The sequence below is a fragment of the Paenibacillus tyrphae genome (genome assembly GCF_024158745.1).
GTDB classification, from domain to species: Bacteria; Bacillota; Bacilli; order Paenibacillales; family NBRC-103111; genus Paenibacillus_G; species Paenibacillus_G tyrfis_A.
Genome location: NZ_JAMZAW010000002.1, coordinates 258202 through 275485 on the forward strand (window position 1 = coordinate 258202; position 17284 = coordinate 275485).

Genomic DNA, 17284 nt, shown 5'->3' on the forward strand with positions numbered 1-17284 from the left:
AGTACTTGTCATGTTTCGTTACATGTTGCTTTACTCGCTTATCGTCCATCCGGTCCCCAACACCGTTCAAGCTTTCGACGCCGGCTCAGCCGCTTTTTGACCGCGCTCTCGAAGCCAGCTTTGATCCAAAAGCTATCAGGAGGTGTTCCGCATGACAGAGCCTTTATTTACCGTATCCCGCGAGGATTGGTCCCTGCACCGCAAAGGATATCAGGATCAGACCCGCCATCAGCAGAAAGTCCGTGAAGCGATTAAACAAAATCTGCCTGATCTGGTGACGGACGAAAGCATCATCATGTCGGACGGCAAGCAAATCGTCAAAGTGCCCATCCGCAGTCTGGATGAGTACCGTTTCCGCTATAACTACAACAAGAGCAAGCATGTGGGGCAAGGCGACGGGGACAGTCAGGTCGGGGACGTGCTCGGGGTAGACCCGCAGCCCGCTTCCGGTCCGGGCAAGGGCGAGGGCGCCGGCAATCAGCCGGGAGACGACTATTATGATGCCGAAGTGCAGATGGAGGACCTGCAGTCCCTGCTCTTCGAGGAACTGGAGCTGCCGAACCTGCAGCAGAAAGAAAAGCACAATGTCACAACCAAAGAAATCGTTTTCAACGACATCCGTAAAAAAGGAATCATGTCCAACATCGACAAGAAGCGGACGATTCTCGAAAATCTGAAACGGAACGCCACCTCGGGGGTCCCCGGCATTCATCATATCAGCCCTGACGATCTGCGCTACAAGACGTGGGACGAAATCGTCACTCCCCACTCGAACGCGCTGGTGCTCGCCATGATGGACACGTCCGGCAGTATGGGGTCCTTCGAAAAATATATCGCGCGCAGCTTCTTCTTCTGGATGACGCGATTCCTGCGGACGAAATACGAGCAGGTGGAAATTATTTTCATCGCCCACCATACCGAGGCCAAGCAAGTGACGGAAGAGGAATTTTTCACCAAAGGCGAAAGCGGCGGCACGATCTGCTCTTCGGCCTATCAGCTTGCGGTCGACTTGATCGACCGGCGCTATCCGCCGTCCCGCTTCAACATATATCCGTTTCATTTCTCTGACGGCGATAATCTGACCTCGGACAACGAGCGGTGCGTACGGCTGATCGGCGAGTTAATCAAGCGGGCGAACCTGTTCGGTTACGGCGAAGTGAACCAATATAACCGCAGCAGTACGCTGATGTCCGCTTACCGGAACATTCACGACCCGAAATTCGTGCACTACGTCATCCGTGAGAAAGGCGAAGTGTACAAGGCGCTCAAAACCTTTTTCCCGAAGGGCGCGGAGGGGAGGATCGCCCAGTGAATGCAGATGACATCAAGCAGCTGGAATATGCCATCGCGGAAATTACCGAGGTCGCCAGCGGCTTCGGTCTCGACTTTTACCCGATGCGCTACGAGATATGCCCTTCCGATATTATTTACACCTTCGGCGCTTACGGGATGCCGACCCGCTTCTCTCACTGGAGTTTTGGAAAAACTTTTCATAAGATGAAAATGCAGTACGATTTCGGACTCAGCAAAATTTACGAGCTCGTCATCAACTCGGATCCGTGCTACGCTTTCCTGCTCGACGGCAATTCGCTCATCCAGAACAAGCTGATCGTGGCGCACGTGCTGGCGCACTGCGACTTTTTCAAAAACAACGTCCGCTTCTCCAAGACGAACCGCAACATGGTCGAGAGCATGTCCGCCACGGCCGAGCGCATCCGCCAATACGAGATCGCATACGGGACGGACGAGGTGGAACAGTTTATCGATGCCGTGCTTGCCATTCAAGAACATATCGATCCGCTGATCACGAAGCCGTATCGCGGACGCGGCAGCGGCCGGGAAGAAGCAGCGGACGATCCGAAAAAGCCTACAGAGCGCAAATTTGGTTACGAGGATTTGTGGGATTTGGATGAGAAGCCTGCGGCCAAGACGGCGAACACCAAAGAAGCCCCGGCCAAGTTTCCCGCCGAGCCGGAAAAGGATCTGATGCTGTTTATCGAAGAGCATGCCCCTTACCTGAAGGATTGGCAGCGCGACATCATGACGATGCTGCGGGACGAAATGCTGTATTTCTGGCCGCAGATGGAGACGAAGATTATGAACGAAGGCTGGGCCTCCTACTGGCATCAGCGCATTATGCGGGAGCTCGATCTGACCGACTCCGAGACGATCGAATACTCCAAGCTGAACTCCTCTGTTGTCGTCCCTTCCCGCCATACGCTCAATCCGTATTACCTGGGACTGAAAATTTTCGAGGACATCGAGAAGCGCTGGGATAAGCCGTCCGAGGAGGACCGGGAACGCTTCGGCTATAAAGGCGGCGAAGGCCGGCAGAAGATATTCGAAGTGCGCGAATTCGACTCCGACCTATCGTTCATCCGCAACTATATGACCAAGAAGCTGTGCGATGAGCTCGATTTGTACATTTTCGAGAAAAAGGGGCCGGAGTGGAAAATTACCGACAAGTCCTGGGAACATATCCGCGACCAGCTCGTATATTCCCGGGTGAACGGCGGCTTCCCTTATATCGTGGTCGAGAACGGAGATTTCGAGAAGAACGGCGAGTTGTACTTGAAGCATATGTACGAGGGCATCGAGCTCGACTTGAAGTATGTGGAACGGACCCTTCCGTATATTCACCGGCTGTGGGGGAAGATAGTGCATTTAGAATCGGTCATCGAAACGAAGCCGGTGCTGTTTACCTTCGACGGGAAGAAGCAGAATAGGAAGTTTTTGTGAATATGGTTATCCGAAATAAATAGACCGCTCCTTAGGAAAGGAAGCGGTCTGCTGGACGATAGGAGTCGTGTTAGCCGCACGGCTCCTTTTTCATTTAGATACGATTGCCTGTAAACCCTCTTTGCTCAATTGCCTTACGCCCGGATGAGGCCGGCAACTTTATTGCTGAACTTCTCGGGAGTACCGCTTGGGTGCTCGGCCTTGTAGTCGTTTGGTGAAGGGATGTTTTTTACTTTTTCCTTCTTGTTCACCCGCTCAACAATTTCCGAGGCAGCAGCCTTAACCTCCTTGGCAGCTTCTACGAATTTTTCATATTTATATTTATCCATACTATTTTTGGCGCTTATGTCCTGATACTGCTGAGTCAAAATCTTAAAATCTTCCACAAGCACGTCGTATTTCGGCTTGAAAGCATTCATGTCCAAATCCAGCACGTTAGCGGCCGTAATGCCCTGACGCGCTAGCTCCGCGGACAGCGCTTCGGCATCAACCACAAACTTCAGTCTAGTGTAATCGATATTCTGCTTGTCGTCCTTATAGTTTTCCAGATGCACTTTTCTGAGCTCGGTGTCCAGATTATTCATTGCCAAATCAAATTCGTCTTTAATTGGATAAAGCTCGGCCGCCGCTTGTCTAATTCTCGCATGCAGTTCCTTGCCTTTGGCGAAATTATCGTCGACGTAGTCTTTCGCATCATAGTAATCGTAAGCTTCGGTCAACGCGGCCATCAACTCGTTGATCACCGGCTTCATTCGGATTACGATCGGATCGACGGTCGGAAAAGCTGGTTCTTTATCGGCATAGCTTAAACCCTTCTCAAAAACCTGAGTTTTATTCGTACGGTCTCTGCTGTTCATTGAAAACGAAAGCATCTTGTAGTCCTTTGGGGTCAACGGCTGCTCTCCATCACCCAGATTTTCGAAGTAATGTGGAAGTACTTTTTTTAGCAAATGAGAGTCGATGTAAGACTTCATTTCCCAATAAGCACTTTTCTTCTCCGTCTCCGTTGCCGGAATCGGTTTCGTTCCGTCGCAAGCGGTGATCATGGCGCTTAATAAAAAGAGGGTAAGAAACAACCGAAATTTGTTCAATTCTCCAAGCCTCCAAGCTCTTAGTAACCTAACACGTCCCATGGGTAGGACTCAGCTTGTATATCGGCTCGACAACTAGAAATCTTTAGAGTTAATGCCAATAAAGTGGTAAAAAAGAAGCCCCGGCAACATACGGCCGCGACTTCATGATTGAACCGCCTTACGACGATACCTCTCCCCCGCGCGGCGCTTTCCGCCGGGTCAGCGCATACGCAGCACCATAGGCAACCACGACAAGGCCCGCCGCCGCTTCCGTGACGCCCGCTCCGATCCGCTCCCACTCGCCGATGAGGATAAGAAAGGCGGGAATCGTCGCCGTCACCCACGCTTGAATAAGCGTCACCCAGCCGACAAATGTGCCAATATTGCGCTTTAGCGCCAGCAGAATAAAAAACAGGGTCCACAGGAACGACCACATGAGCCAGATGATGCCGAACTTTTCATCGTGAAAGTGAAGAAAATTGATGGCCGCATAGCCTACGGCAAGAATAGCGACCCATAACGAGTACCAGCCGACACCGCTCGCATCCAAGCCTAGCAAGTTCGTAATTCCTACATATAAATAGGTAAGACCAAACAGAAAAATACCGGACGCCTGAAATATCGTCCATGCGTCTCCCCCTGAAGTAAAGATCATATAAAACGGGGTAATCACCTGCATGGCTCCGATAAACAGGTTGAACACGCCTGCGCTCTTGCCATCTATGCGGCCGAGCAGCATCAAGCCGTTCAGAAACAGTACCGCGCCGACATACAGCAGACCAACGGCGCTCATCTTGTCACCTCCTGAGATTCGTATACCAGCCGCTCGTCGTCTTCGTACCACGCCAGCCCTTTACGTCTCCCCCGCACGTAATATGTCACGAACGGATCATCCTGCCGCCGGTTTCCGAGCAGCCCGGCCAGCGGGATTTCGATGCAGGTTCTGACGGCTCTTTTCAGCGAGCGTGCGCCATACTGCTTGTCGAACCCCAGAGACGCAACGAGTTCTTTGGCGGACGGGTCGAGCAGCACCATGCAGCGATGCTTCAGGACCCGGCGGTTGAGCGAATCCAGCAGCGAATCCAGGATCGGTCCGAGGCCGTCGCGCCGGAGCCAGTTAAATACATAGATATCGTCGATGCGGTTGATAAATTCGGGCGAAAACCGGCGCTCCGTCTTTTTCTGTACGATGGCTTGCAGAAGCTCGCGTTCGGAAGCCCCCCAATGCTGGGGCTGAGCATACCATCCAAGTTTTTTCCAGAATGCCTTCAAGCTCCCGTCGGCAAATTCCGTAATGTCCTGTGCCCCCAGATTGCTGGTCATAAAAATAATACTGTTGCGGAAATTGATCGTTTTCTCTCCTGACGACAAGACCATCATCCCGTTGTCCAGCACACCCAGCAGCGAATAGATGACTTGGTCGTTCGCCTTCTCCAGCTCATCGAACAGCACGATGCCGGGTTTGCCGTAAGAGCCCTCGATGCGCTGCGTATCGAACAGCGACGTGCCTTCCTTGCTTCCTACGTAGCCGGGAGGCGCTCCGGTCAAGGCGGCGGCATAATGCTCCTGGGCCAGCGTGTTCATATCGATCCGGCAAAAGGCCTCGGCGCTGCCGTGAATCGCTTCCGCCAACGCTCTCACCGTTTCGGTCTTTCCTACCCCCGTAGGTCCCAAAAATAACGCCACATACAAAGGCCGGTTCGGCTCCGAAATGTCGGACCAGACGACCCTCAGCATCTCCTCCAGCCGCCCGACGACTTCGTCTTGCCCGAAAATTTTCGATCGGACCTGCTGCATGACGCGATCGACGTCAAAACGAAACCGGGTCACGGTCCGGGGAGAAGAAGAACGGTCCTCCTCTTCTCCGGTAGCCTGTTCTTGGCGCTGATGGATCGTTTTCAGCTTCTCCGCAATGAACGACATGTCAGCCTCCGGCCGCCTTTTGCTTGCCCTCGTGAGGAATTCCCGCAATCGGGCATTCTGCGGTTCCGACGGTCGACCGGGTGATCTTCTCTACGTTTTCCCTCGCCTTCTCGGCATCCAACACCCAGGTACGGTAAAAGTCAAACGGACATTCCGCAATTCCTTTGTCTCCGTCCCCGGAATGAATGAGTCCCGTGTAGCCGCGGTGAAGCAGCTTGAACAAATGGTTCTGGGATTGGGCGTTTTTGCGGAAATCGCGGATTAGCGAAACCGACAGCTCGGCGTACTGGATGCCGTTTTCCTCCGTGCCGCATTCCCCGAGCGTGCGCCCGTCGAAGCCGATGATCGAGGAGTGGCCGAAATAAGAATAAACGCCGTCGAAGCCGGCCGCATTGGCTACGGCCACATACGTATTATTGGACCAAGCCATTGCTTTCGCCATGATGATTTGCTGGTCCTTCGACGGGTACATATAGCCTTGGCACCGCACGATCAGCTCGGCGCCCTTCATCGCACAGTCGCGCCATATTTCGGGATAGTTGCCGTCGTCGCAGACGATAAGGCTGATTTTGAGCCCCTTGGGCCCTTCCGCTACGTACGTGCAGTCGCCGGGATACCAGCCTTCGATCGGACACCACGGAATAATTTTTCTGTATTTCTGAACGATGTCCCCTTTGTTGTTCATCAGAATCAAAGTGTTGTACGGAGCTTTATCCGGATGAGCCTCATGCCGTTCCCCGGTCAAGGAGAATACACCCCACGTATTGGCCTTCCGGCAAGCCTCGGCGAAAATGGCGGTTTCTTCTCCGGGAATGGAGGAAGCGGTTTCGTACATTTCCTGCTCGTCGTACATAATGCCGTGGGTGCTGTATTCCGGAAAAACAACAAGGTCCATGCCGGGCAATCCCTGCTTCATCCCAACGATAATATCGGCGATCCGGCGGCAGTTGTCCAGAACCTCCGCCCGGGTATGCAGGCGCGGCATCTTATAGTTCACCACCGCCACCCCTACTGTGTCCTGACTGCTGGAAATGTCTCCATGTCTCATCGAAAACCCCTCCTTGGTGTGTTTTGCATCAGCCGGGACAAATATCTCATCGTCCGACCGACTTAACCGGGATTAAAGCAAAATCCGTGCCAATGAAATTCCTCGCCAAATAAAAGAAACCGCTTACAAACAAAGCCTCCATTTGTCTTAATTTGATACAATCACAGCCCCCATTCCTGTTCGAAAAGCGTCAAAACCATCCACAGACCATTGACTGTCGCAAAATGATACACTGTCTTATTTTTACACACGAGCCATAAGAAAAAAGTCAACTCCCAATTTCAAACGATTTATTTTTTGTTATAATAAAGACACAAACCTACCAAGGAGAGGCGGAGTTCAATGAATGCGAGAGTCGGTTTATTGTTTTCATTAACTGGCACGACCGCCCTGACGGAACGAGGACAATGCGACGCGGCCATCCTGGCCATCGAACACTTCAACCAAAATGAAATGAACGTGGAAGCGATCGTGCGAGATATTTGCTCGGACCCGGCCAAAAGCGCGAAAGAAGCGGATGCGCTTGCAAAAGACGGCGTAAAAGTGTTTATCGGCTGTTATACTTCGGCTTGCCGGAAAGCGATTCTTCCGGTGCTGGAGAAATACGGCTGCCTGCTGGTCTATCCTACGTTGTACGAGGGACGGGAATGTCATTCCAACGTGTTTTATACCGGGGAGGTGCCGAACCAGCAGGTTCATGTGCTGCTCGATTACTTAACCGAGCACTTCGGGAAACGCGTCTACTGCATCGGCACGGATTACATTTATCCCCGGGAAACGAACCAGCAGGTCCGAACGTATCTCGCGGAAAAAAACGGCTCGGTCGTCGGCGAAGCCTATGTGCCGTTCGGTCATCAGACCTTCTATGACGTGCTGGAAGATATCATAGTGAAGCGGCCCGATGCCATCTTTACGACGCTCGTCGGGCAGAGCATCATCCCGTTCTATCGCGCGTACCGGCGGATGGGGTTGAATCCGGATCATTTGCCTATCTTCAGTCCGATCACGAAGGAAACGGAAATCGCGGCGATGGGCGCCGACTACGGAGCGGGGCATTACGGTTCGGCCAGCTATTTTCAATCGCTTCAAAATGAGCACAATCTGCATTTCGTCAGCGCGTTTCACGAACGCTTCGGCGCGCAACAGGTGATTTCGTCGGTCATGTTCAACACTTATTTGGGCACTAAAATGATCTTGGACAGCATTCATGAAACCGGCAGCCTGGATTACCGGGACGTCTTTTATCACCTCAGCGACAAGAAGCTTGAAACCGCTTGCGGAACGGTGCTCGTCGAAGGAGACCACCACCACTTGTCCAGACCGGTAAAAATCGGAAGAGCGATGCCGGACGGGCAATTCGAGATGGTGTGGGACTCGCAGCGCAATATTGCTCCGAAGCCGTTTAAAGAAAAAAGCCGGGAACCCGGCCAGCTGAATGAAATCATCTTGGAGTCGTGGGGCCGGATCAGCGATGAAGCGATCGTCGTCCTGTCGGAGCGGCAGCATATTGTGTACATGAGCAAAAAAGCGGAAGAGCTGACCCGGTTAAAGGAAGGCCAGCTCCTCACGCCGACGCTGCTGCAGCAAATCCATCACGCGTTCGAGGTGCATCCTTACGGAACAACCGGTCAGCAAATGCTTCTGCTCAAGCCGAAGCCTAGCGTCCGTTCTTCGGCAGCGCCCTTTCAGTTCGACCGCATTCAGACCTTGAACCCCGAGTACCAATTGGAGCTGGAGGTCGCCAAGCTGGCGTCCCAATCGTGCGCCAACGTGCTGATTACCGGAGAGACCGGAACGGGAAAAGAGGTGCTCGTCCAAGCGATTCATCAGCAAAGCGAACGAAAGCACGGCCCGCTGGTCGCCGTCAACACCGGCCTGCTGCCCCGGGAGCTGATCGCGAGCGAGATGTTCGGCTATATCGAAGGAGCGTTCACAGGCGCCAAAAAAGGTGGGTCCATCGGAAAATTCGAAGCCGCGAACGACGGGACTCTTTTTCTCGACGAGATTGGCGACATGCCGCTGGATCTCCAAGTTGTCCTGTTAAGAGCCATCGAGTCGAAGCGGATTATGAGGCTCGGCGAAAATAAAGAGCATGCGGTCAACGTACGGATTATTGCGGCGACGAACCGAAATCTTCAAGAAGAAATCGCCTACAGCGGCTCGTTCCGATCGGACCTGTTTTACCGTCTGAACGTCTTGTCGATCACCATTCCCCCGCTTCGCGAGCGCCCGGAAGATGTGGAGCACTTAAGCCGGGAGTTCCTCCGCGAATTTCAGGCGGTCCACGGCGACGGGCCGGACAGCCTCAGCGACGAAGCGCTGCAGGCCTTGATCCAATATCCGTGGCCGGGCAATATCCGCGAATTGCGAAATGTGATGGAGCGCGCCTACCTGCTGGCCGGACGGGAACGATCTGCGATCCGGGTGGAGCATCTGCCACGAGCGCTCAAAGGATATTACCAGAGAAAGCCGAGGGCAGCCGAGCCGCTCAAGCAAGTCGAGCGAAGGATGATCGAGCAGGTGCTGAGCGAGACGAAGACCATCACCGAGGCGTCCAAGGTGCTTGGCATTACGCGAAGTACGCTGTACCGGAAGCTGAAGGAATTTCAAATGACGCCGTAAGCCGGTTACAGTTACAAGCGAACAAAGCTAAGGGCAGGCCCGCTTCGTGCAGCGGATCTGCCCTTTATGTCCCCGGCAAGCGGCTTGCCCGCTTTATCTGGCTCTGACGTGCAAGCCTCCGAGAATACCGCAAATGTCTTCGAATACCTTGTCCATCCCGGCCTCTCCGTCCACCGAACGAAGCTGGCCTCTCATTTTATAAAATTTCAGCAGCGGCTTCTGCTGCTTTAAATTGATTTCCAACCGGGTGGCTACCGTTTCCTCCGTATCGTCCGGCCGCTGGTACAGCGGTCCTCCGCACTTGTCGCAGCTTTCTTCTTGCTGCGGAGGGCGATACATCACGTGGTACGTCTCCCCGCAGTACCGGCAAATCCGCCGTCCGGTCAGACGCCCAAGCAGCCTGCTGCTATCTACGTCCAAATGAAGCGCAAGGTCGATCCGCCGACGCCCTTCGATGAGTACCCGCTCCAATTCCAGCGCTTGGGACACCGTCCGCGGAAATCCGTCCAGCAAAAAGCCCCGTGCCGTATCTCCATGGCTTAGCCGTTCCTTAACGATCCCGATCGTCACCTCGTCGGGCACAAGCTGCCCCTTCTCGACGTACGCTTTGGCTTCAAGACCGAGCGCCGTTCCTTCCGACATCGCAGCACGGAACATGTCTCCGGTTGAAATATGCGGTATGCCGAATTTCGCTTGGATGAATTCGGCTTGGGTCCCTTTCCCTGCACCCGGCAATCCGATAAAAATAATCTGCATCTCGTTATATCCCCCATCTCTGTTTTATGAGTCCGAAGGTTAATCCTCTATCGTCGACATGTCGCCGACCGGCAAATTCAATTCCCACGCTTTTAGCACGCGGCGCATAATTTTGCCGCTTCTCGTTTTCGGCAGTTTGTCCTTGAACTCGATTTCACGAGGCGCCGCATGAGCGGACAAGCCGGTTTTGACAAATCGGACAATCTGGTCCTTCAGCTCCTCCGAAGGCGTATAGCCGTCCCGCAGCGCGATGAACGCTTTGATCACTTCGCCCCGCATCGGGTCCGGCTTGCCGATGACGCCCGCTTCCGCAACCGCCGGATGCTCCACCAGCTTGCTCTCGACCTCGAAGGGGCCGACCCGCTCGCCCGAGGTGTTGATGACATCGTCAACGCGGCCCTGGAACCAGAAGTAGCCGTCCTCGTCGCGGAAAGCGGAGTCTCCGGACACATACCAGCCCTTGAAGCGGAAATACTCTTCGTACTTGGCCGGATTGTTCCAAATGCGGCGCATCATGGACGGCCATGCCGTTTTAATCGCCAGATTTCCCATGCAGTAAGGCTCCAAGACACGGCCCTCGTCGTCCAAGATGGCCGCGTCCACGCCCGGAATCGGCTTGCCCATCGATCCCGGCTTAATTGCCATCCCCGGGTAATTGCAGATGAGCTGCCCCCCGGTCTCCGTCATCCACCAAGTGTCATGGATGCGCTGCTTGAATACGTTCAACCCCCAGCGGACGACCTCCGGATTCAAAGGCTCGCCGACGCTGAGCACATGGCGGAGCTTGGACAGATCGAACCCGGACACCAGCTCGTCTCCGGCTCCCATCAACATGCGGAAGGCGGTAGGCGCGCTGTACCAGACGGTAATGCCGTACTTTTGCAGGGTGGCGTACCAGTCCGCCGGCTTGAACCGTCCCCCGCGGATCACATTCGTCGCACCATTGAGCCACGGGGCGAAAACGCCGTAAGACGTACCGGTTACCCAGCCCGGATCGGCCGTGCACCAATACACGTCGTCTTCCTTCAGATCCAGCACGATTTTGCCCGTATAATAATGCTGAAGCATTGCATCATGGACGTGAAGCACGCCTTTGGGCTTGCCCGTGGAGCCGGAGGTGTAATGCAGAATAAGGCCGTCCTCGCGGTCCATCCATTCGAGGTCCAACTCCTCGGAAGCGCTTTCCATTGCTTTGTGGAAATCGACCTGCCCCTCCTCCAGGCGAAGAAGGTCGTGTCCGACCAGAATCACATGCTTCAAGTGGGGCAAATCTTGAACCGGGATGCGCGGAAGCTGGGAAGGCGTCGTGACGATCGCCACGGCCTGGCTATCTTCCAAGCGGTCCTTCACGGCCGTCTCCATAAAGGCTTCGAACAATGGGCCGGCAATCGCGCCGACTTTAATAATCCCGAGAAGCGCGAAGTACAGCTCGGGAGAACGGGGCATAAAAATAAACACGCGGTCCCCTTTTCCAATGCCCAGTTGACGAAGCACGTTGCCGAATCGGTCGGAGCTGCTTTTCATTTGCCCGAAGGTGTACGCTTCTTCTCTCTGACCGTCGCTGTAGTATAAGGCGACTTTGTCCCGGCGCGAGGACTCGGCATGCCGGTCGATCGCTTCGTACGCCATATTGATTTTTCCGGTTTCGTACCATGTGAACTCGCTCTCCATCTCCTCCCATTGAAACTGTCCCCGCGCCTGCTCGTAATTTCTCAAGTTGGGGCTGGCCGCCGTGGCCGCAATACGCTCGTTCGTAAACGAATTCATGATGTAGACCCTCCCAATCGATAATAGATGTTTGCCCTTCTGAGCCTAAGTAAAGCAATTATTGTGCCAACCGTCGGAGTGCGGGAAATGAAAGGAACGCACAAAAAAATGTGTCCCATTTCGGGACACATTTGCCGATTCGATCCGATACAGTGATGCAAAATGGGACACTTGGGGCACCCGCAGCAGCCTGCGCGCCTAACGAATTTCTCATTTTTTTCTCAATACAAGTTGAATGACATGAGCTAAACCGGTGTGCGCCTTTCCTTCCACCCGCTCTTGTTCGCCATAGAAGAAATGGAGCACCTCATGGCCTTCGCACCAAGCAAGAATTTCTTTGGGGTCGTAGAGCAAGTCCGAATCCGGGGGGCCGCCCGTACCATACTTTAATTGGTCCTTGGAGTATACCTCAAGCATCATCATCCCTTCGGGCTTTATCGCATTTTTCATTTTATTGAGAATCATGGCCTGATCGTCTTTATGAAAATGTCCGAATACCATGATGGCGGCATCATATCGCTCGTTCGGCACCTCATCTGCCAACAGGTCTAGTTTTTGGGTATGCACGTCAACGTCATGCTTCCGGGCCAGTTTTTTCGTTTTGTCCAGACCGCTCTCCGCATAGTCAATGGCAGTTACTTTATGATTTCGTTTTGCTAGAAAGACGGCATTCCGGCCCTCACCCTCCGCAAACGCGATAACTTTGTGACATGGTTCCAATCGAAAAGCTTGTTGTTGAATAAATACGTTGGGTTCTTCCCCATAATAATATTCCTCCGAATTAAAACGCTCATGCCATACATTTCCCATCATTACCGACCTCCTGTGGATAAGTATTGGACATTAAAGACTCACTATATCTTTAATAAAAGCAAAAAAAACGCAGCATGGGTGCAGAGCATACTTCGCCGCTTTGGTAATTTTCGTCGCTGTTTACAGAGTTATTATATCCATAATATCTTCGATAACAATGGTGTGTCAATAGCGCAAGGCATCGATAACGCGCCGATTCATCCGTATTCCGGCCATGAAAAAGAATAAGCCGCAGCACCTATTCAGGGCCACGGCTCGTTGTACAGTAATTCGCTCAAAGCGTACGAAACTTAAGATTCTTGCAGTCGATGGCGAACGAGAAAGCTCTCTGCTCGCTTCCATCCAACGAAAGCTCCACGATCAAGCTCTCCAGCTCTTTCTCCGTTAAAGCTTGGCCGCTGATCCAGCCGTGCCTTTCTTTGCCGGGCAGGATCGTCGCCCCTGTGAAGTCCGGGTTGGTTTCGGAGGCCCCGACTTTTTCGCTTGCCTTGCCCGCGCTCGGATGGTTCGCCTGCACGGCAAGACGGCTAGGGTCTACCGTAACGGTCTCCTTTTCGGTCCCGTTCTTGATCGTGACTTCGAAGTCGGTCGTTTGTCCGGTCCTCCGGATGGAATGGACGGTAACCTCAACGCCGTTAGTTGTTTGTGTGACTGGCAGTTTCTGTAGCTGGGGCTCCGAGCCGCTTTTATTCGAAGCGGAATTTTCGTTCCCCCCGACCGGTCCCGAAACATAATTGCTATCAATGGGCACGGGATTGTCGATATCCTGCGCGGCATGCGGGGTTCCGTTCATTAACACGGCCCCTGTAAACACAATCGAACCGCAGACGAGTCCGAGCATAATTTTTTTCACCATGACAATTTAATCCTTTCTGATGTCGTTTGACCAGCGTTCGACGGTCAGCTCCAGCCTCGAATCGGCCTCGGCCCGGTAGTAGCGCACTACCGGATTTCCGGCTTGATCCGTTTCCGTCACGCCGTCGGCCCTGCTAATTTGATAAACGAACTCGGTATGAAGCGGAAGCTCAAGCCGCTCGGAATATACAGGCGCATCCGGCTGCTTGCTTAAAGGAAACCAGACGTATAATGCGACGGTTTCCGGCGTATGCGGCGGGACATGAACCCTTAAATCGAGGGCAACCCGCTCCTTCAATTCCTTGACCACACGGATGGAAATAGCAGCTTCCAGGCCGCAGTAATTAACCGTAACCGTCGTCTCTCCTTCTTCCTTCGCCACCACGGTCCCGTCCTCTTGAACCTCTACGATCCGAGGGTCCTCCACCCGGTAAGCCGCCCTTAGCAGGGACATCTTCAAACCGGTGTCAAACTCCGCAATCGGGTTCAATCGGCAGAGCGGGCCGCGGATGCCGACTTCGTCCCAGCCTTGCAGGGATAAAGAGCGCGCCTGACCCTTGGCTCCAAATAAATGAAGCAGCGGAGAGGCCAATCTGGCCGCCCAATCTTTCTCCACATGGGCCGCCTCGGGATCGAAATAATACATCAGTTCGTCGTCGGCTTCGTATCCGAGGAGGGTAAGCTGCTCCGCGACCTCGCGGACATGCTTTTCCATGATCAACGTGCCTTCCCTGCCTCCCAGATCGATCCAGATCCGGGAAACCGGCTGCTTTGTGCCGAACGTATGATACTGCCGGTATTCTTCCAGCGTCACAGGATCGACGTAATAAAAATACGGCGACAGGATCGCCAGCTTCCTGAAAATGTCCGGACGGCGAAAGCCTATATGGTAGGTGACTTGCCCTCCGCGGGAAGACCCCATTAAGCCTGTATGCTCCGGGTCCGGCTTCGTGCGGAACAGCGCATCGATGTAAGGCTTGACTTCCTCGATAATAAAGCGCTCGTAAAGCTGTCCTTTGGGCTGGATTCGGACTTTGTCGGACGGATACAGCACCCCTTCCAACTCGTGGGTAAATTCATCGGCCCGCTCGACGCCCCGATTCGGGATGCCGACGACGATGATTTCTTCCATTAGTCCGTCTTGAATCAACCGGTCCGCGGTCTCATGGACGTTCCAGGAATAGCCGTTGAAGGCGGGATGGAAAATATTTTGCCCGTCGTGCATATACAGCACCGGATACCGCTTCGCCTGATCCCAGCGATAGCTCGGGGGGAGGTAAACAAACAGATCCCGCGTATTGTCCAAGTGGGCGGAGTAGAAATTTTCCACCTTCAAAATGCTCGATTGGTTATTGTGCATCCTCATCACCTCTGCTCGCTCACGGGCGCCGCGTCCACCCAATTTTCCACTTCGTAATTCAGAACGAGGCCGTCCTTGGCCGTAAATTTCCGGTAAGCAATTTCCCGGCCCTGCCGGTCCGTCTCATGCATGCCCAAGCCGCGGGAAATGCGGAATTCGAAGGACATATCCCGCGGTACCTCGAAGGTTCCTCCGTACAGTCCTTCGCGAATCATCGGCAGCTCGATGCCGGCGTATAGCGCAGCAGTTGGCGGCGTAGAAGCCGGCACTTTCACGAACGCTTGGACGGTAACCGTCTCCGAAACCGACGGGACGACGGCAACAGCCAATTCAGCCGTCAGGCTGCCGTTTCTGTAACGGACCGCCGTTTCCCCTTCTTTCTTGGGCAGCAATTTACCGTCTGCCGTCACGTCCAGCAGCTCGGGATCGGCTACTTCATAGCAGGCGTCTAGATCCGTCATCATGAAGCCGCTGTCGTAGTGCACCACCGGATTGAGCGTGCGTTTTGGCCCCTCGATCCCAACCGCCTCCGGCCCATACAAATCGACGCGAACAGGAGTTCCGATGCGGCCAAAAAAATAAAGCAGCGGCGCATGCACTCTGGCGGCCCAATCCTTCTGCGAATGGCCCGAATTGACGGCATAATAGTACATAAAATCGTCCCCGGGCCGGTACCCGGCGCCGATCAACGTATCCGCAGCATGCCGCACATGCTTTTCCATAACGGTGAAGCCTTCGGCATCTCCCACGTCCATCCAAATGCGCAGAGCTTTCTTTTCCGTGTAGACGCGGCTCAACCAGCGATCCTCCATCGTACGGAGATCGACGCTTGCGAAGAACGGACACAAAGCCCCGATCATCCCGAACGTCTCTGACCTGCGGAACCCGATATTGTAAGAGACCAGACCGCCCGCGGACGATCCCATCAGCGCAGTATGCTCCTGATCCGGCAGCGTCCGGTACTCCCGATCGATATAAGGCTTTACTTCACGGACGAGAAACTCCTCGTACAGCTCGCCCTGATTCGTCGTATCGAAAACCCGGTGTCCGTACGGATTCTCATGCATATATTCCGCAATCCGGGCATCCTCGATGTGGGCTACCGCAACGATGATAATTTCCCGAATGCGTCCTTCGGCAATCAGGCGATCAACCGTTTTATGCACGTCCCACGATTCGCCCTTCCGGTCCTTGTAGAACGCGTGCTGCCCGTCCTGCATATATAGGACAGGGTAACGCTGCTGCTCGTTCGTTTTATAACTCGGAGGCAAATATATAAATATATTTCTGGAATTATCAAGAATCTCGGAATAAAAATGATTGATTTCGATCAGCCGCGACGAACTCACGCCACATTCTCCTCACCGGATCGTCACGTGATGACGGAAAGGCAATAAAACTTTTCACGGCTTACCTCATCCGCATCCTGAATATTGCGATCCATCATACGGACAATCTCTTTGTAGTCATTCATATCAAACGCAACTTTCGCCATCCCTTGCGGAACGATTTCCGGACAATGGCTTGTGCACAGAACAGCGAGCCGGTCATGGATCTTGGCCGCTTCATGCGCCAAAAATTCATTCATCACGATCCCCGGACGTCCGGCATACGCGGACAGAAATTCATTTAAGCCCTCGATGCTCTCGCACACATGAATCCGTTCCTCATCCAAGCCGGATTGCCGCTTGATAAATTCCACTAGTTCAGCATTGTTATACGAATCCATCACAAGAAACTGCGGAGCTTCGCCGAGCAGACTGCGGGCCGCTTGGAAACTCCCCATGAAATCCGGAACGATTTTGTGAAATAACGGGTCTTCGATATAGCTGTCGATCACGAAGACGGGGACGCCGAATCCAAAATAATTCGATATGGTCGTGAATTGTTCTTTATCCACATTCATCAAGAAGACGCCGTCCAAATTGCGTTCCATAATAATTTTCGAGGACGGGCCCAAGTTGTCGATTTGCATAAAAATAACATGATACCCCAGCTCGCTGCAGTGCCGCTCGATGGCATGGATCGTTCTCGCATACTTCAAATCGGACCATACATGACAGTCTTTCCCTTTAAACCATAAGAGGCCGATGAGTCCGGTTTTCTTAACCTTCAGCGATTGCGCCGTACGGTTCGTTACGTATTTCAGCTGCTGCGCGGCCTTCAGTACCTTCACGCGCGTTTCATCGGATATGGATTGGGTCTTCACGTCGTTCAAAATATACGAAACCGTCGCAATGGAAACGCCGGCTGCTTTGGCTATGTCTTTGATCGTTGCTTTTTTCATGGTTTAACCGCCTCTACTTAAACGTTTAGGTCGATTAAAGC

14 protein-coding genes are annotated in these 17284 nt (G+C 53.5%); 3 read left to right on the forward strand and 11 right to left on the reverse strand.

The window, feature by feature from the left end:
• The first annotated feature begins 151 nt into the window (after positions 1 to 151).
• Positions 152 to 1312 (forward strand): sporulation protein YhbH, encoded by a 1161-nt coding sequence (gene yhbH, locus NI000_RS03760; protein ID WP_253407835.1) that lies wholly within the window; start codon positions 152 to 154, stop codon positions 1310 to 1312.
• The gene (locus NI000_RS03765; protein ID WP_253407836.1) at positions 1309 to 2739 is read left to right on the forward strand and encodes a SpoVR family protein; all 1431 of its coding nucleotides are present in this window, start codon (positions 1309 to 1311) and stop codon (positions 2737 to 2739) included. The genes yhbH and NI000_RS03765 overlap by 4 nt, the downstream gene beginning before the upstream one ends.
• 134 nt (positions 2740 to 2873) lie before the next feature.
• Here the strand turns inward: NI000_RS03765 and NI000_RS03770 are convergent, their stop codons facing one another.
• The 4 genes from NI000_RS03770 to NI000_RS03785 form a co-directional block, all read right to left on the reverse strand.
• Complete coding sequence (locus tag NI000_RS03770; protein ID WP_253407837.1) at positions 2874 to 3830, reverse strand: DUF3829 domain-containing protein; 957 nt, start codon at positions 3828 to 3830, stop codon at positions 2874 to 2876.
• A 160-nt stretch (positions 3831 to 3990) separates the two neighbouring features.
• The gene (locus tag NI000_RS03775) at positions 3991 to 4605 is read right to left on the reverse strand and encodes an AmiS/UreI family transporter (RefSeq protein WP_253407838.1); all 615 of its coding nucleotides are present in this window, start codon (positions 4603 to 4605) and stop codon (positions 3991 to 3993) included.
• Positions 4602 to 5735, reverse strand: a complete 1134-nt coding sequence (locus NI000_RS03780; RefSeq protein ID WP_253407839.1) for an AAA family ATPase — start codon at positions 5733 to 5735, stop codon at positions 4602 to 4604. Before NI000_RS03780 ends, NI000_RS03775 begins: the two co-directional genes overlap by 4 nt.
• Position 5736: 1 nt before the next feature.
• Positions 5737 to 6783 carry an aliphatic amidase gene (locus NI000_RS03785; protein ID WP_253407843.1) on the reverse strand — a complete coding sequence of 349 codons (1047 nt, stop codon included), beginning with the start codon at positions 6781 to 6783 and terminating at the stop codon, positions 5737 to 5739.
• Between the two features lie 342 nt (positions 6784 to 7125).
• Between NI000_RS03785 and NI000_RS03790 the strand changes: the two genes are divergently transcribed.
• Complete coding sequence (locus NI000_RS03790; RefSeq protein WP_253407845.1) at positions 7126 to 9405, forward strand: transporter substrate-binding protein; 2280 nt, start codon at positions 7126 to 7128, stop codon at positions 9403 to 9405.
• 93 nt (positions 9406 to 9498) lie between these two features.
• Here NI000_RS03790 and NI000_RS03795 read toward each other — a convergent pair whose 3' ends face one another.
• The 7 genes from NI000_RS03795 to NI000_RS03825 all read right to left on the reverse strand — a co-directional run bounded on the left by NI000_RS03795 (position 9499) and on the right by NI000_RS03825 (position 17243).
• A complete protein-coding gene (locus NI000_RS03795; RefSeq protein ID WP_253407846.1) occupies positions 9499 to 10161 on the reverse strand; it encodes an adenylate kinase in 663 nt (220 codons plus the stop codon).
• Between the two features lie 39 nt (positions 10162 to 10200).
• Positions 10201 to 11928 (reverse strand): acetate--CoA ligase, encoded by a 1728-nt coding sequence (gene acsA, locus NI000_RS03800; protein ID WP_253407847.1) that lies wholly within the window; start codon positions 11926 to 11928, stop codon positions 10201 to 10203.
• A 210-nt stretch (positions 11929 to 12138) separates the two neighbouring features.
• Complete coding sequence (locus NI000_RS03805; protein WP_253407848.1) at positions 12139 to 12738, reverse strand: class I SAM-dependent methyltransferase; 600 nt, start codon at positions 12736 to 12738, stop codon at positions 12139 to 12141.
• 277 nt (positions 12739 to 13015) lie between these two features.
• On the reverse strand, positions 13016 to 13597 hold the full coding sequence (locus tag NI000_RS03810) for a hypothetical protein (protein ID WP_253407865.1): 582 nt from the start codon (positions 13595 to 13597) through the stop codon (positions 13016 to 13018).
• A 6-nt stretch (positions 13598 to 13603) separates the two neighbouring features.
• Positions 13604 to 14956, reverse strand: a complete 1353-nt coding sequence (locus NI000_RS03815; RefSeq protein ID WP_253407874.1) for an alpha/beta hydrolase — start codon at positions 14954 to 14956, stop codon at positions 13604 to 13606.
• Positions 14957 to 14961: 5 nt separating this feature from the next.
• Positions 14962 to 16305 (reverse strand): alpha/beta hydrolase, encoded by a 1344-nt coding sequence (locus NI000_RS03820; protein WP_253407880.1) that lies wholly within the window; start codon positions 16303 to 16305, stop codon positions 14962 to 14964.
• A gap of 23 nt (positions 16306 to 16328) precedes the next feature.
• On the reverse strand, positions 16329 to 17243 hold the full coding sequence (locus NI000_RS03825) for a LacI family DNA-binding transcriptional regulator (RefSeq protein WP_253407881.1): 915 nt from the start codon (positions 17241 to 17243) through the stop codon (positions 16329 to 16331).
• Positions 17244 to 17284: the final 41 nt, after the last annotated feature.